General features: G+C 64.7%; 22 protein-coding genes. 3 read left to right on the forward strand and 19 right to left on the reverse strand.

The annotated features are described in order from the left end of the window. Positions 1-3 precede the first annotated feature (3 nt). The 7 genes from NCT05_RS30160 to NCT05_RS30190 form a co-directional block, all read right to left on the reverse strand. Positions 4-789: a PP2C family protein-serine/threonine phosphatase gene (locus NCT05_RS30160; protein WP_008346453.1), complete on the reverse strand. Its 786-nt coding sequence runs from the start codon at positions 787-789 to the stop codon at positions 4-6. 13 nt (positions 790-802) lie between these two features. Then, complete coding sequence (gene tagH / locus NCT05_RS30165; RefSeq protein ID WP_250503877.1) at positions 803-2,137, reverse strand: type VI secretion system-associated FHA domain protein TagH; 1,335 nt, start codon at positions 2,135-2,137, stop codon at positions 803-805. A 3-nt stretch (positions 2,138-2,140) separates the two neighbouring features. Beyond that, positions 2,141-4,768, reverse strand: a complete 2,628-nt coding sequence (gene tssH / locus NCT05_RS30170) for a type VI secretion system ATPase TssH (protein ID WP_250441393.1) — start codon at positions 4,766-4,768, stop codon at positions 2,141-2,143. Positions 4,769-4,863: 95 nt separating this feature from the next. Continuing rightward, entirely contained in the window at positions 4,864-5,946 is a 1,083-nt protein-coding gene (tssG, locus tag NCT05_RS30175; protein ID WP_250437626.1) for a type VI secretion system baseplate subunit TssG, read from the reverse strand. Next, the gene (gene tssF, locus NCT05_RS30180; RefSeq protein WP_250503878.1) at positions 5,922-7,808 is read right to left on the reverse strand and encodes a type VI secretion system baseplate subunit TssF; all 1,887 of its coding nucleotides are present in this window, start codon (positions 7,806-7,808) and stop codon (positions 5,922-5,924) included. The genes tssG and tssF overlap by 25 nt, the downstream gene beginning before the upstream one ends. Positions 7,809-7,825: 17 nt before the next feature. Continuing rightward, on the reverse strand, positions 7,826-8,332 hold the full coding sequence (gene tssE, locus NCT05_RS30185) for a type VI secretion system baseplate subunit TssE (RefSeq protein ID WP_250437628.1): 507 nt from the start codon (positions 8,330-8,332) through the stop codon (positions 7,826-7,828). A 16-nt stretch (positions 8,333-8,348) separates the two neighbouring features. Then, entirely contained in the window at positions 8,349-8,939 is a 591-nt protein-coding gene (locus tag NCT05_RS30190; protein ID WP_008346463.1) for a type VI secretion system tube protein Hcp, read from the reverse strand. Positions 8,940-9,083: 144 nt separating this feature from the next. Here NCT05_RS30190 and NCT05_RS30195 point away from each other — a divergent pair, with 144 nt between their 5' ends. Next, complete coding sequence (locus tag NCT05_RS30195; protein ID WP_008346465.1) at positions 9,084-9,566, forward strand: Hcp family type VI secretion system effector; 483 nt, start codon at positions 9,084-9,086, stop codon at positions 9,564-9,566. A gap of 4 nt (positions 9,567-9,570) precedes the next feature. Here the strand turns inward: NCT05_RS30195 and NCT05_RS30200 are convergent, their stop codons facing one another. The 12 genes from NCT05_RS30200 to NCT05_RS30255 all read right to left on the reverse strand — a co-directional run bounded on the left by NCT05_RS30200 (position 9,571) and on the right by NCT05_RS30255 (position 21,196). After that, positions 9,571-10,179, reverse strand: coding sequence for a chemotaxis protein CheB (locus tag NCT05_RS30200; protein WP_008346467.1), 609 nt, complete (start codon positions 10,177-10,179; stop codon positions 9,571-9,573). A gap of 90 nt (positions 10,180-10,269) precedes the next feature. After that, positions 10,270-11,184: a transcriptional regulator GcvA gene (gene gcvA, locus NCT05_RS30205; RefSeq protein ID WP_175980192.1), complete on the reverse strand. Its 915-nt coding sequence runs from the start codon at positions 11,182-11,184 to the stop codon at positions 10,270-10,272. A gap of 78 nt (positions 11,185-11,262) precedes the next feature. Continuing rightward, positions 11,263-12,009 (reverse strand): SDR family oxidoreductase, encoded by a 747-nt coding sequence (locus NCT05_RS30210; RefSeq protein WP_250503879.1) that lies wholly within the window; start codon positions 12,007-12,009, stop codon positions 11,263-11,265. Positions 12,010-12,298: 289 nt separating this feature from the next. Further along, a complete protein-coding gene (locus tag NCT05_RS30215; protein ID WP_250503880.1) occupies positions 12,299-13,468 on the reverse strand; it encodes a dihydrodipicolinate synthase family protein in 1,170 nt (389 codons plus the stop codon). A gap of 6 nt (positions 13,469-13,474) precedes the next feature. Beyond that, positions 13,475-14,254: a 3-ketoacyl-ACP reductase gene (locus NCT05_RS30220; protein ID WP_008346475.1), complete on the reverse strand. Its 780-nt coding sequence runs from the start codon at positions 14,252-14,254 to the stop codon at positions 13,475-13,477. After that, positions 14,251-15,396: an acyl-CoA dehydrogenase family protein gene (locus tag NCT05_RS30225; RefSeq protein ID WP_250441399.1), complete on the reverse strand. Its 1,146-nt coding sequence runs from the start codon at positions 15,394-15,396 to the stop codon at positions 14,251-14,253. The genes NCT05_RS30220 and NCT05_RS30225 overlap by 4 nt, the downstream gene beginning before the upstream one ends. Before the next feature lie 411 nt (positions 15,397-15,807). Further along, complete coding sequence (locus tag NCT05_RS30230) at positions 15,808-16,602, reverse strand: TetR/AcrR family transcriptional regulator (protein WP_502801806.1); 795 nt, start codon at positions 16,600-16,602, stop codon at positions 15,808-15,810. 210 nt (positions 16,603-16,812) lie between these two features. Continuing rightward, the gene (locus tag NCT05_RS30235) at positions 16,813-18,477 is read right to left on the reverse strand and encodes an alpha-amylase family protein (protein WP_250503881.1); all 1,665 of its coding nucleotides are present in this window, start codon (positions 18,475-18,477) and stop codon (positions 16,813-16,815) included. A 68-nt stretch (positions 18,478-18,545) separates the two neighbouring features. Continuing rightward, positions 18,546-19,034: a hypothetical protein gene (locus tag NCT05_RS30240; RefSeq protein WP_008346481.1), complete on the reverse strand. Its 489-nt coding sequence runs from the start codon at positions 19,032-19,034 to the stop codon at positions 18,546-18,548. 84 nt (positions 19,035-19,118) lie between these two features. Continuing rightward, entirely contained in the window at positions 19,119-19,577 is a 459-nt protein-coding gene (locus NCT05_RS30245; RefSeq protein WP_008346482.1) for a PRC-barrel domain-containing protein, read from the reverse strand. A gap of 161 nt (positions 19,578-19,738) precedes the next feature. Continuing rightward, a complete protein-coding gene (locus NCT05_RS30250) occupies positions 19,739-20,833 on the reverse strand; it encodes a transglutaminase-like domain-containing protein (RefSeq protein ID WP_250503882.1) in 1,095 nt (364 codons plus the stop codon). Between the two features lie 120 nt (positions 20,834-20,953). Next, positions 20,954-21,196 (reverse strand): hypothetical protein, encoded by a 243-nt coding sequence (locus NCT05_RS30255; protein ID WP_250503883.1) that lies wholly within the window; start codon positions 21,194-21,196, stop codon positions 20,954-20,956. Positions 21,197-21,426: 230 nt separating this feature from the next. Between NCT05_RS30255 and oxlT the strand changes: the two genes are divergently transcribed. After that, positions 21,427-22,779, forward strand: coding sequence for an oxalate/formate MFS antiporter (gene oxlT / locus NCT05_RS30260; protein WP_250503884.1), 1,353 nt, complete (start codon positions 21,427-21,429; stop codon positions 22,777-22,779). A 285-nt stretch (positions 22,780-23,064) separates the two neighbouring features. Further along, complete coding sequence (gene oxc / locus NCT05_RS30265) at positions 23,065-24,807, forward strand: oxalyl-CoA decarboxylase (protein WP_250503885.1); 1,743 nt, start codon at positions 23,065-23,067, stop codon at positions 24,805-24,807. Positions 24,808-24,823 lie beyond the last annotated feature (16 nt).

The following is a 24,823-nucleotide window of genomic DNA, read 5'->3' on the forward strand; positions in this document are numbered from 1 at the left end:
TGGTTACGTCGCGGGCATTTGCATCACCGTCACCTGCGAAGCATCCCCCACCCAAACCGCGCTGGCACTAAAGTTATCGTGCCCCGGCCGCGCGGCCTCACGCAGATGCGCCACCATCAGATCCAGCCACGCTTGAGGCGTCCGAGCGCGCCCGATCGCATCGATCATCACCGACTCGTCGAGATACTCCCAAAACCCATCGGTGCAAAGCAGAAAGGCGTCGCCCTCCGCGATGAGAAACGGCTCATCCGACGCCGCGATCGACAGATCATCCGCCGTTCCGAGCGCCGAAAACAGCACGTTACGGCGCGGATGCGTTCGCACGTCGCGGCTCTCCAGCAGATTCGCATCGATCATGCTCTGCACGAGACTGTGATCCTGCGTTTGCACAACCGTCGCGCCGCGCCGGAAGCAGTAAAGCCGCGTGTCGCCGCAATGCGCCCACGCCGCGATGCCCGTGCTTTCGTCGATGCCGAGCAGCACCGCCGTCGAACGCATCTGCGAAAGATCGCGGTCGTGCTCCTGCGCATCGATGATCGCGTCGTTCGCGCGCAGCAGCACGCGCAACAGGTTCGGCCCGGTCAGCGCGACGCCCGCCGATGCCACGCGCGTCAATTCCGCGAGCACGGTATCGACCGCGATGCGCGATGCCGCATCGCCGCCGCCGTGACCGCCCGCGCCGTCCGCGACCACGCTCGCAAAGAGCGCCGCATGCCGCCACGTCGCCAGCGCGTCCTCGTTGCGCGACCGGCCGCCCACATCGCTCACGCTCGCGGTTTGCAATTGCATGTCGTGTCTCTCGTTACCGGCGTTGTTTAAGCTCGTCGATCTGCGCCTCGTAGGCGGCGACGAACGCTCGGCCGAACAGCGTATGGAAATCTTCGGTGGCTTCGCGCGAAAGCTGGCCGTACATCTCGATGAAAAGATCCCAGCAGCGCGCGCGGCGATTCAATCCCGGCAGCACGCCGTCGAGCAGCGAGCGCCCGGACAGCCGCGCCTCGATGCGCTGCGGCTCGAAGCGCTCGAACACGCCGTCGAGCGCCGCGCGCATCCCCGCGACCATGCCGACCTGATGCGCCCGCAGATCGGCGTACGCATCGTCGAGGGCGGCGGCGGGCGGCATGAAGCCGCGCATCTGCGGATTGAGCAGATGCATGAGCGCGGCCTCCACGTTCGGCGAAAACTTGAGCGGATTGTTGTCCGACGCTTCGATCATCGTCGCGCCCGTTCGCATCTCGCGCTTGAGCGCGGCGCGCGCGGCGAGCAGTTCGAGCGTGCCGCGCGCCGCTTCGCGCAGCAGCTCGCCGAGAAGCTGCATCAGCGCGGGCGTCAGCGCATCGATACGCACGCCGTGCGTGTTCAGCCCGCGCAGGAAGGCATCGACGAGCGCGCGATCGTCGGCGAGCTCCGCTTTCGATGCAACCGCTGACGGCGTCGGCGCCGATCGCGGACGCGGCGGCGTGAACGCGCTGTGCAGTTCCGATCCGGCGTCCGGCCGCGTCGCGGGCGTCCCGGCGGGGCGCGCCGCGGCCGTCAGGCTGGCGAACGGATCGGCATCGTGCGCGGTGTTGGGCTGCGCAAGCGGTTCGACGAGCGGATCGGTGATCGACGCTCCGTCGGACGACGCGCCCGGCGCGAGGTCGAACAACTCGTCGATCGAGCGTTTGCCCGCCGGATCGTCGAAGCCGAAGTCGAAGTGTTCGGCAGCTTTCGGCTTCGGCGTGTGGAGGTTGGCGTCGAAATCGCCAGGCGCCGACGAACCCGCGTCGAACAATCCCGCGAACGGATCGTCCGATGGCGCGTTGGCCGTGACCGTATCGTCATCGACGCCGATATCCGCGCGCAGCTCATAGCCGCCGATCTGCACTTCGTCGCCGTGCGCGAGCGCGACTTCCTGGCCCGGATCGAGCGGCGCGCCGTTGACGAGCGCCGGATTGCTGCCGCGGTCGATCAGCAGAAAGCGCCCGTCGCGCCACTCGATCTGCACATGCAGACGCGAGACCGTGCGCTCGGCGTCATCGAGCACGAGCCGGTTCGTGACCGCACGCCCGACCGTGCCGCCGTCGGCATCGAAGGTCGCCGAGAGCGGCACGCGCGGCGGCTGTCCGTTGTGAAGCGTCACCGTGAGCGTGAGCATGGTTCACTCGAACGCGTAGACGAAATCGCCCGCGCTCGCCGAGAGCCGGATGTGCGCCAGCGCGCCGCCTTCGGTGAGACGCGTCAGATATTCCGTCGAGATGCGCGGCAGGACGGTGTTCGTGAGCAGCGCGTCGATCACGCGGCCGCCCGATTCGGCTTCCGTGCAGCGCGAAACGATGAGCCGCACGGCGTCGTCGTCGTACTCGAACGGAATGCCGTGATTGTCCGCGACGCGCCGCCGGATGCGTTCGAGCTGAAGCCGCACGATGTCGGCCATCATCGCGTCGGAAAGCGGGTAGTAGGGCACCGTGACGAGCCGGCCGAGCAGCGCGGCGGGAAACACGTCGAGCAGCGGGCCGCGCAACGCGCGCGCGAGTTCCTCCGGCGCGACCGCGCGCGCGGGATCGCGGCACATCGACATGATGACTTCCGAGCCGACGTTCGACGTCAGCAGGATGATCGTGTTCTTGAAGTCGATGTAACGCCCTTCGCCGTCTTCCATCCAGCCCTTGTCGAAAACCTGGAAGAAGATTTCGTGGACGTCGGGATGCGCCTTCTCCACTTCGTCGAGCAGCACGACGCTGTACGGACGGCGGCGCACCGCTTCGGTCAGGATGCCGCCCTCGCCGTAACCCACATAGCCGGGCGGCGCGCCCTTCAGCGTCGAAACCGTATGCGCTTCCTGAAACTCGCTCATGTTGATGACGATGACGTTCTGCTCGCCGCCGTAGAGCGTTTCGGCGAGCGCGAGCGCCGTTTCCGTCTTGCCGACGCCCGACGTGCCCGCGAGCAGGAACACGCCGATCGGCTTGTCGGGATTGTCGAGCCGCGCGCGCGAAGTCTGGATGCGCTTCGCGATCATCTCGAGCGCGTGGCGCTGGCCGATCACGCGGCGATCGAGCGCATCGGCGAGATTGAGCACGGCGGCCAGCTCGTTCTTCAGCATTTTGCCGACCGGAATGCCGGTCCAATCGGCGACGACGCCCGCGATCACGCCCGCGTCGACGCTCGGCAAAATCAGCGGCGCATCGGCCTGCAATTCGGCGAGACGCGATTTGAGCGACGCGAGGCGCGCGAGCTGGTCATCGCGTGAAGCGGCGTCGGCGGCTTCGCGCAACGTCGCGCGCAACGCAAGCAGTTCGTCGACGACGCGCTTTTCCTCGTTCCAGCGCGCTTCGAGCCCGCCGAGCGCATCGCGTTCGCGTGCGAGCATCGCGGCGACATCGGCTGCGCGCGTGCCGACATCGACGCCCGCATTCGCCTCCCGCGCGACGATCTGCGCCTCGACTTCGAGCGCCTCGATACGGCGTTGGCAGTCGTCGACGAGCGGCGGCGTCGCGTGCTGGCTGACGGCGACGCGCGCACACGCCGTGTCGATGAGCGACACGGCCTTGTCGGGCAACTGCCGCGCCGGAATATAGCGATGCGACAGCCGCACGGCCGCCTCGATCGCCTCGTCGAGCAACTGCACGCGATGATGCCCTTCGAGCACCGCCGCGACGCCGCGCAGCATCCGCACGGCCTTGTCCTCGTCCGGCTCCTGAACCTGCACGACCTGAAAGCGTCGCGTGAGCGCGGGATCTTTCTCGATGTGCCGCTTGTATTCGGCCCACGTCGTGGCCCCGATCGTGCGCAGATCGCCGCGCGCGAGCGCCGGTTTCAGCAGATTGGCGGCATCGCCGGTGCCGGCCGCGCCGCCCGCGCCGACGAGCGTATGCACTTCGTCGATGAAGAGAATCACCGGCTTCGGACTCGCCTGCACATCCTCGACGACCTGACGCAGACGCTGCTCGAACTCGCCCTTCATGCTCGCGCCCGCCTGCAAAAGCCCGAGATCGAGCGACAGCAGCGCGACCTCGCGCAAGGGCGGCGGCACGTCACCGCGCGCGAGCCGCTGCGCGAAGCCTTCGACCACGGCGGTCTTGCCGACGCCCGCTTCGCCCGTCAGCAGCGGATTGTTCTGCCGCCGCCGCATGAGAATATCGACGAGCTGGCGAATCTCGTCGTCGCGGCCCGTAACGGGGTCGAGCTGGCCGCGGCGCGCCTTGTCGGTGAGATCGGTCGCGTATTTGCGCAGCGCTTCCTGCTGGCCCATGGCGGCGGGCGCGGCTTGCGCATCGGCCGCGTCCGGCTGCGGCTCGGCTTCGCTTTCCTCGACCGAATCCGCGACGATGCGCGCGAAATTGTCCGACAGGTCTTCCGGCTTGATGCGCTCGAATTGCCGCGATATGCCGACGAGCACGCTGCGCAGCCGCTGCGTCTTCAGCATGCCGACGAGCACATGCCCGGTCCGCACTTTGTTCGCGCCGAACAGCAGCGTGCCGTAGACCCAGCCGCGCTCGATCGCATCGCCGATGTGCTCGGAGATGTCGGAGATCGACGTCGCGCCGCGCGGCAGGCGATCGAGCGACGCGGTCAGCTCGCGCGCAAGGGCGGCGGCGTCCACGCCGTAATGCGCGACGATGCGCTGCCAGTCGGAGTTCGGCGTCTCCAGAATCTGCATGATCCAGTGCGCCAGCTCGACATACGGATTGCCGCGCATCTTGCAGTAGACCGTCGCGCTTTCGACGGTCTTGTAGCCGAGCCTGTCGAGCTTGCCGAACAGCGCGACACGACTGATTTCCGCCATCGCCGGACTCCTTTTTTTTCGATGCGCGCGGATCGAAGGCGCGCCTCCATCCGATAAGACGGCGCAGCGGCGGCTTTTTTTCAACGTGTCCGCGTTCAGGCGAGATGCGCGTCGGCGTCGAGCGCGAGATCGGCGCAATCGGCGCGGCGCGCGGCGAGACCGAGCCACGCCGAATAGCCGAGCCGTCCGTAGCGGCCGAGCTGCGCGGTCGGCACGTCGTCGGCGGCGAGGACGAGTTGCGCGTCCCATGCAAGCTCGCCGTTCAGATGCCGGCGCACCACGGCGACGAGCGTCGGCAGCGCGGCGCCGCCCGGCAGCAGCGACTCGAACTGCGCGAGCGACAGCGGCCCGATCGCGAGGCGAAACGCGTGCTGCCGATCCCACACCGCGCGTCCCAGCACCGCGCCGCGTCCGAGTTGGGCGAAGCCCGCTGGATCGCCGGGACCGCGCATCGCCCGATGCCGCAACGCAGTGCGCTCGTCGCGTTGCAGCGTCATCCAGTGCCCGCGATACGGCTCCACGCGCACCGGCACGCGCAAGAGCGCGCTCGCGATCGCTTCGAGCACGTCGGCGGGACGCGTCTGCATGTTGGCGAGGCCCGCGAAATGCAGCTTCGCGTGATCGGAGACGGCGTCGCGATTGCGGCTGGCTTCATCCGCGAGTCCGATCAGCGCGCCCGCATAGAAGGCGAAGCGGTCGTGGCCGGGACGATCCAGCCACGCTACCGGCCGTCCCTGCGCCCACGCGCGATAGAACAGCAGCAGGAATCGATGCAGCAGCGTATCGAGCAGGCGCGCGAAAGCCGTGTCGCCGCGATGCAGCGCGCGCTCGCGGGCGAAGTCCGTCAGATGCAGCGGCAGCGGGCCGTTCGGTCCGAGATAACCGAAGAAGCGCTGTTCGAGGCGCGGCGCGCGGGCGTTCTCATCGCGTGTGAGCGCGGCGAGCGGCGCGGGCGCGAACGAAAGCGATACGTCCTGCGCGAGACGCAGCGGCTCGTCGGCGGGACGCGCGCCGCAGCCGAGACGCGGCAAGTGCGGCGTCAGTGCCTCGACGTGCCGCATCAGGCGATAGAAATCGTGCCGATGCGGCTCGGCGGCGACTGCATCGAAGAGATCGACGAGTGCGCGCGCAGGCTCGGGCAGCGCCGCCGCGCTCAGAAGATCGCTCTCGTCCCGCATCGCGGTGCCAGGCGCAGGATTTCGCCGCGCGCGCTCGTGCGCAAAGCGGTCTGCACGAACGCGTTGATCGACACGTAGCGCGCAAAAAAGCGGTCCAGCACGCAGCCGAAGAGCCACGCGCTGCCGCCCTGAAAGGCGAGATCGTCGACGAGCACGTCGATCATGAGGCCGCGACCGAACGCGATCGGACCGGGCATCGGCAGACGGCGCACGACGCCGCGCGCATCCACGGCGGCGACGCCCGCGACCTGGCTTCGCCCCGCCTGATCGGCGTCCGCGACATGCAGCATCAACAGCGCGCGCAACGCGGCGGCGGCTTCGCGCGGCCCGTTCGACACCGACAGGTAATGCAGCGACAATTGATCGATGAGCCGCCAGCTCCGCGCCGCGTCGAGATTCGCGGGCGCGGGCCGCGACGGGCCGCTCACACAGCGCACGCGGCTCACGGGCGCGGCGATGTCGAGCGAGAAATCGTCGCCGGTGGCGCTGCGCGGCATCATCAAAGGCAGATCGCGATTGGTGCAGAGCGTCGCGAACGACAGTTGCCGCAGCGAGCCGCGATACGGCGCGGCGTTGGGGTCGACGATCGATACATACGTCTCGCTGCCCACGTATTCCGTGCGCGCGCCGCTCTTGCGCCGTCCGGCGGGCACGATGCGCGGCTCGCGCTCGGTCGTGAAGTACGCGGCGTCGCCGGGGCGGTCCGCGAGAAAGTCCGCGTAGAACGGATGGAATGTCTGCTCCGCATCGTCGTTCGCGCCGTAGCCCGAGACGGCAGTGACGGAATGCACTTCGAAGTCGAGCGGATGCGTGCGGTCCGGCACGACATGAAAGCGCGCGGCGGGTTCGGTCACGAGCGCGCGATCCGCGTGCTTCGCGAAGAGATTGATCGCGGGCACGCAATCGAGCAGCACGTTGTCCTTGGTGACGATGCGTTCGAGCGACGCATCGCCGTTCGCGAGCAGAAACGTCAGTTCGATTTCGCGCGATGCGAACGACGGCAGCACATCGGCGAACCCGGCGAGGCGCGCGAATCGAAACCGCTCGGGCAGCGCGAAATACTCATGCAGCAGCCGATAACCCTGAAACGCGTTCGGCGTGACGGGCAGGAGCGCTTCGCGATCGCCGAAACCGGCGGGCGCGACGGCATCGGCGGGCAACGCGGCAAGCGCGCGGCTCGGGCGCTCGGGCGTCGATACGACGACGGCGAGCGTCCCCGACATCACGAGTTCGTACAGGCGATACGCGGTTTCGTCGCCGCCCGCGAAATGCAGGTTCAGCGCATCGAGACGCAATGCGTCGAAGGACAGGCCTTCGGGCGTCGCGAGGCGGATGCGCAGCGCGCCCTTCACGCGCGGCGCGAGCGTCTGCGTCGCGGGAATCGCGGCGAGCGGCAGGTCCTGCATCTGCGCGACATAGCGCGCGTCCGTCAGCTCGACCGGCCAGAGCGTGAGATCGGCGCCGGTGCGGAATTCGCACGGCGTCATGTGCGCGCTCGCGGCATGCCGGGCGATGAGCGCGGTGCCGCGCGGCACGGTGAAGCCATCGGCGAGATTCGGATTCGCGAGATCGGGCGCGAGACGGGCGATCAGCATCGAAGGCGTCGGGCAGGCGGCCTGCGGCAGCACGACATGCGCGAGTTGCTGCGTGAAGCGCGGAAACTCCTCTTCGATCTTCAGTTGCACGCGCGCCGCGAGAAACGCCGTGCCTTCGAGCAGACGCTCGACATAGGGATCGGCCACTTCGATGCCGCTCATGCCGAGGCGCGCGGCGATCTTCGGAAACTGCTGCGCGAACTCCGCGCCCATCTCCCGCAGATGCGCGAGCTCGGTGTTGTAGTGACGCAGAAGTCGCGGGTCCATGTGCGTGGTCGTCGTGGTCAGCGCGGGAGTTCCATCACCGTGATGCCGCCTTCTTCCAGATCGATCTGCGTGCGCAGCGCGAATTCCAGCGGCACGGGCTGCGCCCAGAGCAGGCCGCGAATCACGAGCGCGATCTGGTTGTGCATGTCGAGCACGGAACGGTCGAGCACCGGCTCGATTTCGAGCGTCGAGGGATCGATGCGCGGCTCGAAGCGCTCGATCGCCTGGCGAATCGCCTGTTCGAGCAATACCGTGTCGATGGTCGATGCGAATCGCCCCGACAAACACGGCAAGCCGTAATTGAGCACCGACGCGAACGCGTGCGGAAAGTCGTCCTCGACGATCGCATCGCCCAGATTCGTCGTGTTGAAGAGCCACGACACGTCGCGCAGCACGGCCGCGCGCAGCCCGCGATGCGACATGAAGCGCTCGCCGGGCGGATCGGCGCGCGTGGCGGGATCGTCGTCGATCAGGCGGTCGAGCAGCGTAGGCTGCAGACGGTCGGCGGCGCTGGGCTCGTTCATCGCGCGGTCCTTGCGCTCAACTCACGCGCCGCGTCGATACATCGAGCGCGAAGGTCACTTCCGCGCCGCGGCTGCCGGTCGCGGTCTGCGGCGCGCAGGTCATCGTCAGTTGTTGCGCCGACAGTTCGAAGACCTCGCAGGGCCGCGCAAGGCGCACGCTCGTGTAGATCTGATAGTTGCGGATGTACGCCTGCTCCAGCTTCATCGACAGATATTCGATCTGCACGCCGTGGTCCGTGCCCGCCGCCTTGAAGCACTTCACATGCGCAACCGCGAGCAGTTCGGCCTGCGCGCACAGCTTCGCGAGGACGGGCGAGGCCGAGTCCACCGACTTGATGACGCAAAGCGCCGTGACGCGCATGTCGTTGGCATTGAGCGCGGCGGCGTGCGGCGCGGCGTCGTAGCCTTGCGCCCAGCGCCAGCCGTGGATCTGCATCGGCGTGTCCCAGTCGCCGCGCTTGGCCGCTTCGCCCTTGACCGGCGTGTTGCTGCGCTTGGGGACGACGTGCAGGAACATGTCGTCCGATTCCGTGAGCGCGAGCAGATCGAACTGGCGCAGGGCGTCGAGCGTGAGGTGGCTGTCGGGGCGCGTATCGCTGGGTTGCATCGTGCTCATCCGGTGGACGGCGGTCTGAACACAAGACGGCGCACATCGCGCGATTTTGAAGTTCAAAAATGCGCGGTGCGTTTCGTTTTACCAGTGGATTGCACGCGCGGCGCGCAACGAAAGCCGATCACGACGGAGGATCACATGGCTACGACCGACTGTTATCTCAAGATCGATGGAATCGACGGCGAGTCGAAGCACAAGGGGGCGGAAGGGCAGATCGAAGTGCTGAGTTTCAACTGGGGCGTGACGAACGCGAGCAACCCGATGACGGGCAGCGGCAGCGGCATCGGCAAGGCGTGCCCCGGCGTGTTCCAGTTCGTGCATCAGTACGACAAGTCCGCGCCCACGCTCAAGAAGAACTGCGCGAGCGGCAAGCACATGGCGAACGCGAAACTCACCGTCAGCAAGGCGGGCGAAGGGCAGAAGGAATTTCTCACCGTCACGATGAAACAGGTCACGGTGACGAAGGTCTCGCTGATCTGCGTGCCGAATGGCCATCCGGAGCAGACGGTCGATCTGAGCTACGCGGACATCGAGTTCGAATACAAGCCGCAGGACGACAAGGGCGCGCTCGGCGGCGCCGTGAAGTTCGGCTGGGACGTGCGCAGCACCGAAGTGCGTTGATCCGTCAGGCGCTTCCCGCGCGGTCGGCCCGCGAGCGTGCTCGCTGACGCGCCAGCGGTCCGAGCAGATGGCTGATTTCGGCGACCGACAGAACCTGATCGGGGCTATCGAAATTCAGGGCGTTCATCGGCATTTGCGGCGCTTCGGCCTGCGCGGGATGTTGCACGATGCTCATTCCGCCCGCCGCCTTGATCGCCTGCAAGCCCCGCGTTCCGTCGCCGCCGCCGCCCGTCAGCACGACGCCCACGACGCGTCCGTGAAAGCACGCCGCCGCCGATTCGAAGAGCGGATCGGCCGCCGGGCGCACGTGATGGACCTTGGGACCGTCGTCGAGCGCGAGATGGCCGTCAGCCGATACCACGAGATGACGGCCCGGCGGCGCGAGATAAATGCGTCCGGGCTCGATGCTTTGTCCGTGACGCCCGTATTCCACGGTGAGCGACGTATGCCGCTGGATGCACTCGCCCAAAAGACGCGGCCCTGTCATTCCCGAATGGAGCACGATCAGAAGCGAGCCTTCATAGTCGGGATCGAGCGCACTCACGAGCCGGCATAGCGCCTTGAACCCGCCCTGCGAAGCTGCAACGACTGCAATGTCGCGTCGCACCGTCATGCTTGTCCTTGATTGTCTCTGAAGTTTTCTCCGTGGACCTAGCAAAGAAGATGCCGCGCGCCCGGATGACCGGCGACGGGCGCGCCTGTTTCAACGAACGCCGGCTTCTTCCAGCAGCCATTCCTTGAACGCGATCACGGGCGCATGGGCCGCGCTTTCCGGCCGATGCACGAGGTAGTACGCCAACTCGCAACTCTGGACGATATCGAACGGCTTGACGAGGCGGCCTTCGGCCAGATCGCGTTCGACGAGCGTCGTGCGTCCGAGCGCCACGCCGTAACCGGAAATCGCGGTTTGCAGGCCCATCGCGGAATCGTTGAGCTGCAGTCCGCGGTCGGTATCTATGCGGTCGCGGCAGCCGGCATGCAGCAGCCACGAACGCCACGTCGGGAAGAGACCGGCGCCGGTCATCGACGTATCGTGGATGAGCGGATGATGTTGCAAATCGGACGGCGCTCCGAGCGCGTGCTCGCCTTCCATCAGCGCCGGGCTGCATACCGGAAAAAATTCGTCGCGCAGCAGGAACGTAGAGACGAGGCCCGCCCATGCTCCCGCGCCGTAGCGTATGCCGACGTCGATCCGTTCGGCCGTGAAGTCGGTGAGGCGGCCGCTCGTGTCGATCCGCAGGTCGTAGTAAGGATGTCTTCGCTGAAAGCGTTCGACGCGCCAGAGCAGCCAGCGATCCGCGAAAGCCGGCGGCACGGTCAGCGTAAAGACGATGCGCGACTTGCTGGCCTTCAGCCGTTCGACGGCACTCGACAGCAGATCGAAGCCGCCTTGCAGATCCGGCAGCGCAGCGCGGGCAGCGTCGGTCAATGTGAGACGCGACGGTCCCGATGCCGATCGATGGAACAACTCGATATCCAGATAGCTTTCGAGTCCGCGAATCAGTTGGCCGACCGCGGCCGGCGTGACGTTCAACTCGTCCGCCGCCGCAGCGTAGCTCAGATGCCGCGCGACCGCCTCGAAGGCTCGCAGTGCGTTCAGATTGCTGGGCGCTCGCATGTTTCTTCATTCAGCCGTGGGATCTCGTGAATGTACAGAATCATGGTGACGCGTGCATCCGCCATCGAAGGCGATGCGTCAGAGCTGCGTCAGTCCGCCATCCACGACGACTTCGGTGCCGGTCACGAACGATGCATCTTCGCTCGCGAGAAAAAGGGCGGCACGCGCGACTTCCTGTGCTTCGCCGAAACGCTTGAGCGGCACGGCGGCTTCGATGGCCGCGCCCGCATCGGCGAGTTCCTTGTCCGACAAGCCCAGTTTCGTGTGAAACGGCGTGGCGATCGGGCCGGGGCTCACCGCATTGATGCGAATGCCACGCGGCGCGAGTTCGGCGCCGGCGGTGCGAACCAGCGAACGCAGCGCGGCTTTCGTCGCGGAAAGAATGGACAGTCCCGGCGTGCCGGTTTCATTCAGGAACGAAGTCGTGACGACGATTGCGCCGCCCTTCGGCAGATGCGGCGCCGCCTTCTGGATCGTGAAGAACACGCCGTTGAAGTTGAGCGAGAATTGCGCTTCGATCTGTTCGGGCGTCACGGCTTCGAGCGGCGCGGCCTGGCCGGCTCCGGCGTTGGCGAACACGATGTCGATACGGCCGTGGCTCTCCACGATATCGACGATCGCGCGATCGATCTGCGCCGGATCGCGCGAATCGACTTTGAGCGCGATCGCCGAATCGCCGAGAATCCGCGCTGCTTCGTCGAGCCGGCTTTGCGTCGTGCCGGTGACGATGACCGTCGCGCCTTCCTTCTGAAACAGCTTGGCCGCTTCCAGTCCGATTCCCGACGTGCCGCCCGTGATGAGCGCGACTTTGTTCTTCAGTTTCATGGCTTGCTCCTTCGATCGATGTTTGAGGTCAGGGGCTTTCGCTTGATTGCGCTGCCCGGTGACTCAACTATCGGCGAGAGGCCCGACACCGGCAAACGAGAAGATCTGCCAACGCGGAGAAGAAAAACTTTTCGGGTGTTGGAGAGGCGCAAGCGATCCTGATGCGCGCGGATCGCGTGGGCGCAGCGGGCCGATGGGCCAGCCGAGTTCGATTCTCAGGCCGCGGCGTCCGAGCGCGCTCACGTATGCCAGCGCCCGTGAATGCGTCAACGAAAGCAGATTCGCGCGCTCATGCCTCGATGCCGAGCGGCGCGAGCACCTTGCGCATGCGCTCGATAGCGAGCGCCGGATCGCGCAGCAGACGCGCCTGATCCGCGAGCCGGAACACATCCGCGAGATAGGCGGGCGGGCGCATGCCGTGATGTCCGCCCGGCATGAAGAAGTGATCCTGAAAGCCGTTCAGATACGCGAGAAAGACCACGCCCGTCTTGTAGTAGTGCGTCGGTGCGCGAAAAATGTGGCGCGACAGCGGGACGGTCGGCGACAGCAACGCATGAAAGGTGTCGAGATCGTCGTTTGCGAGTGCGGCGAGCGCCTGCGACGCCGCTGGCGCGATCGCATCGAAAATGCCGAGCAGCGCGTGCGAAAAGCCGTGCTCGTCGCCGGCGATGAGACTCGGATAGTTGAAGTCATCGCCCGTGTACATCTTCACCGATGACGGCAGGCCTCGGCGAAACGCGATTTCCTTCGCGTCGTCGAGCAGCGAGATCTTGATGCCGTCCACCTTCCCGACGTTCTCGCCGATCACGTCGAGGCACACGCGCGCCGCGCCTGGATGATCGTCCGCGCCCCAGTAGCCTTCGAGCTCGGGATCGAACATCTCGCCGAGCCAGTGAAGGATCACCGGCTGATCGCACATCGCGAGCACTTCGCGATAGACGCGCCGGTAATCGTCCGGCGTGCGCGCGACTTTTACGAGCGCGCGGCTCGCCATCAGAATGACGCGGCCGCCCACGCGTTGCACGGCTTCGAGTTGCTGCCCGTAGGCGCGGATGACTGCATCGCACGTCGAGATATCGCGCGGCGCGACATGATCCGTGCCGCAACCGGACGCGATGCGCGCGCCGGGAATGTCGCGCGTGCCCTCGATCGTGCGCGTGATCCGTTCGAGCGCGCTCGGCCACGGCAAGCCCATGCCGCGTTGCGCGGTATCCATCGCTTCGGCGATACCCAAGCCTTGCTGCAACAGATAGCGCCGATAGTCGAGCGTGCGCGCCCAGTCGATGGCGGGCGTGCCGTTCAGTTCGCCCGCGCGCAACGGATCCGCGACGACGTGCGCCGCCGAATACGCGATGCGGTTGAAGGGCGCGGCGGGCGTGCGTACGTCGAGCGGCACGCCTTGCAGACGATATGTCTCGAGTGTGCCGGATGCGGCCGGGAGCCTGATGGTCGAGTTCATGTCGGATCAGTATTTGGTGACGAGCAGGCCGCCGTCGACACGGATGGCCTGGCCAACGCTGTAGGGCAATCCGCCGGTGGCGAGCGTGCGCACGGCGACGGCCACTTCCTGCGGCGTGCCCCAGCGATTGATGGCGGTAAGACCTTGCTCCATTTGCTGGTCGTAGCGTTCCTTCGACGGCGCGGTCATCTCGGTCGCGATGAGTCCCGGCTGCACTTCATACACGCCGATGCCGTGCGGCGCGAGCCGCAGCGCGAACAACGTGTTCGCCATCGAAAGCCCGGCCTTCGATACGCAGTATTCGCCGCGCAACGGCGACGCCGCGACTGCATTCGACGACGTGATCGTAATGACGCTCGGATGCGCCGCGACGCTCGCGCGCGTGCGAGCCAGCATGTGCTTCGCGAACGTCTGCATGAGAAAGAACGTGCCGCGCGTATTGACCGTCATGCAGCGGTCGAAACTTTCCGGCGTGACGTCGAGCAGATCGCCGCGCGACATGACCGAGACGCCCGCGTTGTTCACGAGGCAGTCGATCGTGCTTTCGAGCCGCGCTTCGATATCGAGCAGCATCGGGCGATGGCTGTCGATATCGGCGAGATCGTTGATGACGGCGATGGCGCGCGCGCCGCTTGCCTCGACATCGCGCACGGCCTGATCGAGTTCATCGGATGCGGCGATATCGGTGAGGGCGATATCGAAGCCCGCGCATCCGAGCTCGATGGCGATCGCGCGTCCGATGCCGCGCCGGCTGCCCGTGACGAGCGCAATGGGCCGCGCGCTCACAGCGATGCTCCGTTCGCGACGAGATCGCGCGCGATGATCGTGCGCTGAATCTGATTGGTGCCTTCGTAGATCTGCGTGATCTTCGCGTCGCGATACAGCCGCTCCACTTCATAGCCGCGAATGTAGCCGCTGCCGCCGAATATCTGCACGGCGTTCGCGCTGTGCTTGACGGCGGTGTCGCCCGCGAAGCATTTCGCCATCGAACAGGCGATGCTGGCGCGGTCGCCCGTATCGAGACGCTCGGCCGCGTCGTGCACGAGCAGGCGCGCGGCCTGAATGTCTTTCGCCATGTCGGCGAGCATCCACTGCACGCCCTGAAATTCGGCGATATGGCTGCCGAACTGCTTGCGCGTCTGCGCATAGTCGAGCGCGGCTTCGAGCCCCGCCTGCGCGATGCCGACCGCCAGCGCCGCGATGCCGACACGGCCCTTGTCGAGCACGCTCATCATGATGTGAAAGCCGCGTCCTTCTTCGCCGAGCAATGCATCGTGACGCAGCTTCACGCGATCGAAATGCAGCTCGCCCACTTGCGACGCGCGCTGGCCCATCTTGTGTTCCTTCGGTCCCTTCGACACGCCTTCGAGATCGCAATCGACGATGAAGATGCTCATGCCGCGCTTGCCCGCGGCGGGATTCGTGCGCGCGAGCACGAACGCGACATCCGCGACGGGCGCGTTGTGAATCCACAGCTTCGCGCCGTTCAGCTCCCAGCCTTCGGCGGTGCGCGTGGCCGTGGTGCGAATGCCGGAGACGTCGGTGCCCGCATCGGATTCGGTGATGCAGTACGCGGGCCGCAGCGCCGCGCGCAACAACGGCTCCATGTACTGCGCGCGCTGCGCCTCGGTGCCGTGCACGCTCAGCAACGTGCCGACGAGTTCGAGCAGGCCGCATTGATCCGCCACCGACGAATAGCCGCGCGACAGTTCTTCCATGACGAGCGCGTACGCGGCGGCATCGAGACCCGCGCCGCCGAATGCTTCCGGCACCGTGATGCCGAAAAGCCCGAGCTCGCCCATCTGCCGATAAACCTCCGCCGGAAAGCGCTCTTCGCGGTCGAGTTCTTCCGCCAGCGGACGGATGACTTCCTGCGCGAAGCGGCGCGTCGTGTCGCGAATCTGTTGATGTGTTTCCGAGAGTTTCATGCCGTCTCCGATCGATATGAAAAGGCCCGCAATTTGCATTCGGCCGACCCGTTCAGATAAACCCGAGCGCCTCGCAGAAGACCTTGAATTACGTGGTTTCGTGTGCCGGCATTCGCAGCAAGTAACCATCTGGTGGGTTATTTAAGACCAACGAAACGCCGCTGTCAACGTGTTTCGCGGCCGATGAAAACGGAGGATGACTTGAGCAAGTGGATGCAGGCCGCCGACGCGGTGCTCGCGCAACTCGAGGCGCGTTTCCTTGGCGACCGGGCATTCGCGCGCTCTGACGATCGTTCGTGCGCTCGGCATCGGCGATGGCAAGGGCAGCGGGCTAGGCCGCCTGGCTCACGAGGGAAGGGTCAGACGTGTGAGCGGCTTCTCGCGGCCGCATAAGCGGCGCGAACGCATTCGCTATTTGCGGATGGTCCGCAGCACCGTGTCGATGTTGAAGGCGAGGCGCGCATCGAGCGCTTCCTTGTCCATGAAGTCGAAGTCGAAGATCAGCCCGCTCGTAAAACGGTTGGTCAGATAGTAGTAGCTGATGCCGGCCATCGTGATGTGCAGTTGCCGCGGATCGATGCCGCTGCGAAATGCGCCCGATGCGACGCCGCGATCGAGGATGCGCTGCAGCATCGACGTGAAGTTCTGATGGAGTTCCATGAAGCGCGCGGACTTCTTCACGTGACGAGCCTTGTGAAGATTTTCGTTGCTGACGAGGTTCAGGAATTCCGGATGACGAAGGTAGTGGTTCCAGGTATGTGTGACGAGGGCGGCGATCGCATCCTCGGGTGACAGATGATCGAGATCGAGTTTTTGCTCGGCGGAACGGATGTCGGCGTAGACATCCTCCAGCACCTCGAGGAACAGGTTCTCCTTACTGCCGAAGTAGTGATAGATCATCCGCTTGTTGGACTTCGCGCGGGCCGCAATGGCTTCGACGCGAGCGCCATCGAGACCGAGTTTCGCGAACTCCTTCTTCGCCGCTTCGAGAATGCGGGCGCGTGTGACTTCGGGATCGCGCTGTCTGGGTTGGCGAGTGGCGGTAGCCTTCGTGGCTTTGGCGGATTTCGCGGCCGCTTTTTCTGGCGTGGTCGCAATGGTCATGGGGTTCTCATGCACAGAAGTCCGGGAGCCGGCCAATGCCGGCGGTCTGGCGACGACTATAAACCAAAACGTTCGTATTAAGAGAGTAACCGGGTAGTGCATGGAATGAGGCAGACAGGGTGACGACGAGTGAATCGAAAGCAGCCCTGAAGCTCCCGCGCGAGGCGATACGCACCGCGAGGTATATCGACGGCAGGCATCACGCGAACGCGGAGTGCGAATTCATCGCGCGCAAGCGTTCAGGCCATGGCGTGCCGGTGGCGGCGACGGCGCGCCCGCGGCCGCACGTCGATGCGGCCATGCTCTCCAACGTCACACTTCGCTGCGCTTCAGAAGATAATCGAGACCGCCTGCGCGGAACCATCGATAGCCATACGGCTCCAGCACGACCGTATGCTGTCCCTTCGCATCGCCCTGACTATGATCGTCGGATAACAGATTGACCAGCACGTCGTTCTCTCCAGCGCCGAGGCCGACCCGAAACTTCACGGTGCACGCCGCGGCGCTGAAGTTATGCAGGCAGACCACCGAGTTGCTTCGCCAGTCGTAACGCAGCGCAAGCACGTCGTCGCGCGATGCCTTCAGAATCGCGAAGTCGCCCCAGCTTATCTCGGGCACTTCCTTGCGCATCCGGATCATTCTCTCCATCCAGTTCAGCAGCGAGTCCGGATCGCGGCGCTGGCTCGCGACGTTCACACGTTCGTAGCCGTAGGGTCCGCCAGAAATCACCGGGCAAACGGGACGCGCGTGCTTCGTGAAACCGGCATGCGGCTCCGTCGACCATTGCATCGGCGTTCGCACGCTTTCGCGCTCGGGCAGGCGCAGGTCGTCGCCCATGCCGATCTCATCGCCGTAGCGCACGACGGGCGTGCCCGGCAGCGTCAGCATCAGACTGTACGCAAGCTCGAGCCGATGACGATCTCCGTCGAGCATCGGTGCAAGACGACGGCGAATGCCGCGCTTGTACAGTTGCATGTCCGGCTCCGGGGCGAACGCCGCGAACACGGCTTCGCGCTGCGCGGGCGATAGACGGCCAAGATCGAGTTCATCGTGGTTTCGCAGGAATACGCCCCACTGCGCGGTTGCGGCGCGCGATTTCGTCGCGTCGAGCGCGTTCTTCAGAGGCGTGGCGTCGGCGCACGCGAGCGCATGAAACGTGTTCTGATTGACCTGGAAGTTGAACATCATCTGCAATCGCTCGCCCGCGTCGCCGAAGTATTTCATGTCGGTGTCGGGCAGCACGTTCGCCTCCGCGAGAATGATCGCGTCGCCCTGACGCCATTGCAGGAACTCGCGAAACATACGCAGCATGTCGTACTGTTCAACGGGCCGCTTCACCTGTGCGCCCTTGGCGGCGATGACGAACGGGACCGCATCCATGCGAAAGCCCGAAACGCCGAGCTGAATCCAGAAGCCCATGATCTTCAGCAACTCCGCCTGCACGAACGGATTGGATGTATCGAGGTCGGGCTGAAACTCGTAGAAGCGGTGGAAGTACCACATGGCCGCTTCCTTGTCGTAAGTCCACGTCGTCTTTTGCACGCCGGGGAAGACCACGCCGTCGTTCGCGTTGGCCGGCCGCTTCTTCGACCAGACGTACCAGTCGCGATATTTCGAATCGGGATCGCGCCGCGCCTCACGGAACCACGGATGCTGATCCGACGTGTGATTCACGACGAGATCGATCATCACGCGCAACCCGCGTTGACGGCACGCGTGCGTGAACTCCGCGAAGTCGCCGAGCGAGCCGTATCGCGGATCGACGTTGTAGTAATCGCTGATGTCATAGCCGTTGTCGCGGCCAGGCGACGGCTGGAACGGCATCAGCCAGATGGTGGTGATGCCGAGCCCCTGAAGATAGTCGAGCCGCCGCAGCAAGCCCTGAAAGTCGCCGACGCCATCGCCGTTCGCGTCCATGAACGTGCCGACGGACAGGCAATAGATGATCGCGTTCTTGTACCAGAGGTCGTTGACCATACCGATCGCGTGAAGTCGATGAAGGGCGAACCGGGACGGTGCGCCCCTGCATTGCTTATTGCATATGCTTATTGCTTCTTCGCGGCATCGACCTTCGCTTCGGCCGCTTTCTTGTTCGCGTCGTTCTGGGCTTCGACCTTGTTTTCATCGGCCTTGGCCTGCGCTACGTTCGCATCGTGGGCGGCGTCCTGCTTCTTCCTGTCCGCCTTCGCCTGGGCATCGTGCATCTTCTTGTTGGCCTTGCTCTGCGCGTTGGCCGCGTCGTTTCGCGCGCCCGATGCCTCCGCAGCCGTGGTCGCCTTCGCGCCCTTGGCGGCCTTCTTGTCGGCATCGGCCTGAGCGGAAGCCTTGTCTTCGTCCGCCGATGCCTGTGCCTTGGCCGCATCGCTCCGAGCTTCGGCCTTCTTCTTGTTCGCCGTCGCCTGCTCCTCCATCTTTTCGCTGTTTGCCTTCATTTGAGCCTTTTGCGCGTCCGAGGCATCTGCGGCGACTGCCGCGTGCTGAAACGCCGTCGTGGCGAGGAGTGTGGACGCGATAACAGCGATGAGCTTTTTCATGATCGATATCTCCTGTACATCTGTTTTTGAATGACTGCTCCCGACGCGGCGGGCTAACGGCATCGCCGATCAATGAAGTTCGCTTCAGAGTTCCGGGGGCACGTTGCGATACGTTGCGTCGTCCCGCTCGAAGCGTTGCCAATAGGGCGGCCGGCTGTAGTACCGGTGAATCGAGTCGGCCCACGAGCGATCTGCCATCGATGGCCACGCATCCTTGTCGAAGCCGGGCGCGCTCTTCACTTGTTCCGTGGTCGCTGAAATCCGAAAGCACTTGTTGTTGGTATCCAGCGTCAAGGCGCTCCATGGAATCGCGAGCAGCTTGTCGCCGATCCCAAGGAAGCCGCCGCTCGAAAGGACCGCATACGCGATGCGTCCGGATGTGACGTCGAGCATGATCTCCTTGATCTTGCCGACATCGTCTCCATCGGAACTCAGTACGTTGTTTCCATCCAGCGTGCTCGCGGCCATGACGTCGGGGCCCGGACCATCCGCGGTCTCGGCGCCTTTCCCGACAATGTTCATCTGGCTTGTATCGACTGACATGATTTGTCTCCCAATGAGCCGACGTTCGACATCGGCATGTCGTTATCGACGCAAAGAACGTTCCGCATATTGGGAGACTGCTTTCGTACGACCGTCGGATGTTTTGCGACTGGATGCTTCTCAGTTCGCCGCGGGACGGACCGTTGCAGTCAGTGCTCCAGTCAGCGTGCCGTCACGCGAATGAGCCTTGCTGCCGGACCTTGATTGATGGGCGCGTCTGCGCGATCAGCGGCGACGCGCCACTTCGGGAACGTGCCGGAGCTGTCGACTTGCCACGCATCACCCGCTTCATCGACGTAGATCGCGCTCGCGCGTCCCTTGGCAGCCGATGTCCTGCGCGCACGCGGCGCATCGCGGTCGAATGACCGGCTGCCCAGCTCGTTGAAGACCGTCGCAAGCGGGCGGTCTGCCTGACCCGACTCGCTGAGCGGAGCGGCGAGCGGTCCTGCGGGCGCGCGCAGCACTGCTTCGGCAGGCTTGCGACCAGCGAGGATCGCGGAGAGCAGCGCCGACGGACCAGTCCAGGCCGATGCTTCGGAAACCTTATCGTCTGCACGCTTCGCGGATGCCGCACCCGGTGAATCGAGCGTGAGCGGCTCGCTCGCGTTGTCGATCTGCACGACGAGGATGACGTGCCAGTCGTCCGGCGTGTTCCTGTAGCGCGGCGCGAGCGACACGAGACGCAAGCGCGCGATGTCGAAGCCCGCGTCGCGCAGCAGCAGATATTTGGCGACGGCGAAATCCTTGCACACGCCGCTTTCGATGAAGAAACGCGCCGGCGCGTAGTAGCTGCCATCGGTTCCGTCGCGGTAGCGGATCTCGTTGACGAGCGCGTCGGCGAGCAGCGCGGCGGAGCGATCGCCGGTCTTTGCGCGCGCGGCCTTGACCTGCGCAACGAGCCGAGTCCATCCGGCGGGTTCGCGCATCTGATGGATGCGCAGCGCTTCGCGCAGGCGCTGCACGCGGCCGATCGCATCCGATGATGGCTCGAGCTTGCTGTCGGCAAGGGGCAGGAGAAAGATCAGGTCGCCGACCTGCGCGAGTTCCGGGCGCATCTTGCGGTTGGCTTCCCACCATGTGCCGGTGCGCAGGCGCTCGATGCCGGCTTTGAGCGCGTGAGGCGTAGCCGTATCGTCAGGAACCGCGACATGCGCGCCGGATGCGGCTACGTTCGCTGCGCCCGCGACGACGGGCAAAAGCAGCGCGGCTGCCAGCGAGCACTGGAGAAAGCAGACAAGCAGTCGGGCGAGTGGCATGGGCGGACTCCTGACAACCGTACCGCGCGCCAATGCGCCGGTGACTGGAAGCCGCTCATGCTGTTCAGTATCGATGGCAACGCGGGCTTTGAACCAACATTGCATGCGACGTGCCAATTTTCAGTGGCACGCCAGATCGTTGATTAGACGAGACATTGCGATCGTGAACGGGAATGCCGCAAGTCCGCGGTGATGCCCGCCGACCAACTGCCGCGCGATATCTGTTGCCGTCGCGCGGACATTCCGGGCGCGCGCGCATAGACGTGGCGGCCAATCTGGCCCCGTCATCCATTCACGATAATTAATCCAAACCGAAATTTTTAATAACTTTCCCTTATATTTTTTCTCGCGCACGATGCTCACACTGTCCACTCTCGATACCACTTGGAGGAAAGCGCGGACGTAGCAGGAAACGACGGCACACCTCGATCGCGTGCCCGTCGAGCGAAATCGTTGCCTCAATACACGCGCCACTCGCGCGCGTCAATCGGCTTTCCCCCTGCACGCCCGTCTCGCAAACAAACCTGACGCATCGGCTTTTCAGCACGACATCAAGCGCCGAACGAGCGCAATGACACATAACGGAGACAGACATGGTGAGCGCAGATTCGACGGTGGCCGGGCAGTCGCACGGGCGTCGTCAGAACAGGTGGGTGCAGTTGGTCATCGGCATCATCTGCATGGGGCTGGTCGCCAATTTCCAGTATGCGTGGACGTTGTTCGTCATGCCGATGGACGCAAAGCACCATTGGGGGCAAGCGGCGATTCAAACCGCCTTCACGATCTTCATCGTGACCGAAACGTGGCTCGTGCCTGTCGAAGGCTGGCTCGTCGATAAATTCGGACCGCGCCCGGTGGTGATGGGCGGCGCGATCTTCGCTGCGATCGGCTGGATCATCGACGCCCATGCCACCACGCTCATGCATCTGTACATCGCCGCAGTCGTTGCGGGCATCGGTGCCGGCTGCGTGTACGGTACATGCGTCGGCACGGCGCTCAAGTGGTTCCCGGACAAACGCGGTCTCGCGGCCGGCCTGACCGCGGCGGGCTTCGGCGCGGGCGCGGCCGTCACGGTGATTCCGATCTCGAACATGATCCAGAGCTCAGGCTACGAGCACGCGTTCATGTTCTTCGGCATTCTGCAAGGCGCCGTCATATTCGTGCTTGCACTGTTGCTCGTGCGGCCGAATCCGCCGAAAGGCATCGTGCCGGCCAAGCGCATCGTGGCGACCAAGATCGACTACACGACCGGACAGATGGTGCGAGCGCCCATCTTCTGGGTGCTCTATGCGATGTTCGTCGCGGTGGCGGCGGGCGGTGTGATCGCCACTGCGCAATTCGGGCCGATCGCCAAGGAATACGGCTTCGCAAGTTTGCCAGTGAGTCTGTTCGGCGCGACCTTGCCGCTGCTCGCGATGACCTTGTCCATCGACAATCTGTGCAACGGCTTCACGCGCCCGCTATGCGGTTTCATCTCGGACAAGATCGGTCGCGAAAACACCATGTTCATCATCTTCCTGGGCGAAGGCGTCGCGCTGCTGGGGTTGATGCAGTTCGGGCAGAACCCCTACATGTTCATGCTGTTCGCGGCGCTGACCTTCCTGTGTTGGGGCGAGATATTCTCGATCTTCCCGGCGACCTGCGCGGACACCTTCGGCAGTAAGTACGCCGCCGCCAATGCAGGAACGCTATACACGGCCAAGGGCACGGCTTCGATGATGGTGCCGCTCGCGTCGGTGCTCGCGTCGCTCGGTTCATGGAACGCCGTGTTCATCGCTACCGCGATCACGTCGATCGCGGCGGGCGTGTGCGCGAAGTTCGTACTCGCGCCAATGCGTCGCCGATGGATAGAGAACACGGTCACGCAGGCTTCGCCGCAGTCCTATATCGACTTGCCCTTCCAGACCGACTGGACGGACGCGCCGAGCAAGTCGTCGACGCGATGAATCCCGCCTGCTGATACCGAAGCGACGCGTTTCAAGCGCACGCTGTCGCGCGTCATCCGCAAGAGCTGCGCATTCGATTTGAAAAAAGAAAGGCCGCGTGACAGATGTCCGCGGCCTTTCTTTTTTTAGCAGTGCCGCGCCTGATCTGATGATCGTCAGCGCCTTGACACCGAAACATCTCATCTAAGGGTTCATCCCGATCCCGAACAGCAAACTAAGCTTTGACAAATTCTGTATCTAATATCTAGTATATCACCAACATAACCGGCCCTCTGGGGGAGACAAATGGCAGACGTACTCGAGGCAAGAACACAGGAAGCCGCCGAAGTTCAGGCGCCGCAATTGACCGACGGTTTCCATCTCGTCATCGACGCGTTGAAGCTGAACGACATCGATACGATCTTCGGCCTCGTCGGGATTCCCATCACCGACCTCGCGCGACTCGCTCAGGCCGAAGGCATGCGTTTCATCGGCTTTCGCCATGAGCAGCATGCGGGCAACGCAGCCGCGATCGCGGGCTACATGACGCAGAAGCCGGGCATCTGCCTGACGGTGTCGGCACCGGGCTTCCTGAACGGACTCACGGCGCTCGCCAACGCGACCACCAATTGCTTCCCGATGATCCTGATCAGCGGTTCGAGCGAGCGTGAAATCGTCGATCTGCAGCAGGGCGATTACGAGGAGATGGATCAGCTGAACGCGGCGAAGCCGTATGCGAAGGCCGCCTATCGCGTGCTGCATGCGGAGGACATCGGCATCGGCATCGCGCGTGCGATCCGCGCGGCCGTGTCGGGCCGTCCGGGCGGCGTGTATCTCGATCTGCCCGCCAAGCTGCTGTCGCAGACGATGGACGCGCTCAAGGGCCAGCAATCGCTCATCAAGGTGGTCGATGCCGCGCCGCGTCAGTTGCCGTCGCCGGATTCGGTGAAGCGCGCGCTCGACGTCATCAAGGGTGCGAAGCGTCCGCTGATCCTGCTGGGCAAGGGCGCAGCGTATGCGCAGGCCGACGCGCAGATTCGCGAACTGGTGGAGAAGAGCGGCATCCCGTATCTGCCGATGTCGATGGCCAAGGGCCTGCTGCCGGACACGCATGCGCAATCGGCGTCGGCTGCGCGGTCGTTCGTGCTGCAGGAAGCGGACTGCGTCGTGCTGATCGGCGCGCGTCTGAACTGGCTGCTCGCGCATGGCAAGGGCAAGACGTGGGGCTCGGCGCCGAAGAAGTTCGTGCAGATCGATATCTCGCCGACCGAAATCGACAGCAATGTCGCGATCGCCGCACCGCTGATCGGCGACATCGGCTCGTGCGTGGCGGCGCTCGTCGAGGGCATCGGCGCGGATTTCCCGAAGCCGTCCGTCGAATGGACGGGCGCGATCAACGAGCGCAAGAACAAGAACCTGGAGAAGATGGCCGCGACGCTCGCGAAGAATCCGTCGCCGATGAACTTCCACAGCGCGCTGCGCGCCATTCGCGACGTGTTGAAGACGCGCCCGGACATCAATGTCGTCAACGAAGGCGCGAATACGCTCGACTATGCGCGCAGCATCATCGACATGTACGAGCCGCGCAAGCGCTTCGATTCCGGAACGTGGGGAATCATGGGCATCGGCATGGGCTTCTCGATCGGCGCCGCGGTGACGAGCGGCAAGCAGGTCGTCGCGATCGAAGGCGATAGCGCGTTCGGCTTCAGCGGCATGGAACTCGAAACCATCTGCCGATACGACTTGCCCGTCTGCACCATCGTGTTCAACAACAACGGCGTGTATCGCGGCACCGATGTGAATCCGACCGGCGGCAAGGACGTCGCGCCGACCGTGTTCGTGAAGAACGCACGCTACGACAAGATGATGGAGGCATTCGGCGGCATCGGCTACAACGCGACGACGCCCGAAGAGCTCACGCATGCGCTCGAAGAAGCGATCAAGTCGGGCAAGCCGACGCTCATCAACGCAGTGATCGACGAAACGGCCGGCACGGAGAGCGGTCGCCTGACGAATCTGAACCCGCAAAGCGCGGCATCGAAAAAGTAACCAAGACTAGCCACCC

Source organism: Caballeronia sp. AZ7_KS35, from assembly GCF_023631045.1.
Lineage (GTDB): Bacteria > Pseudomonadota > Gammaproteobacteria > Burkholderiales > Burkholderiaceae > Caballeronia > Caballeronia zhejiangensis.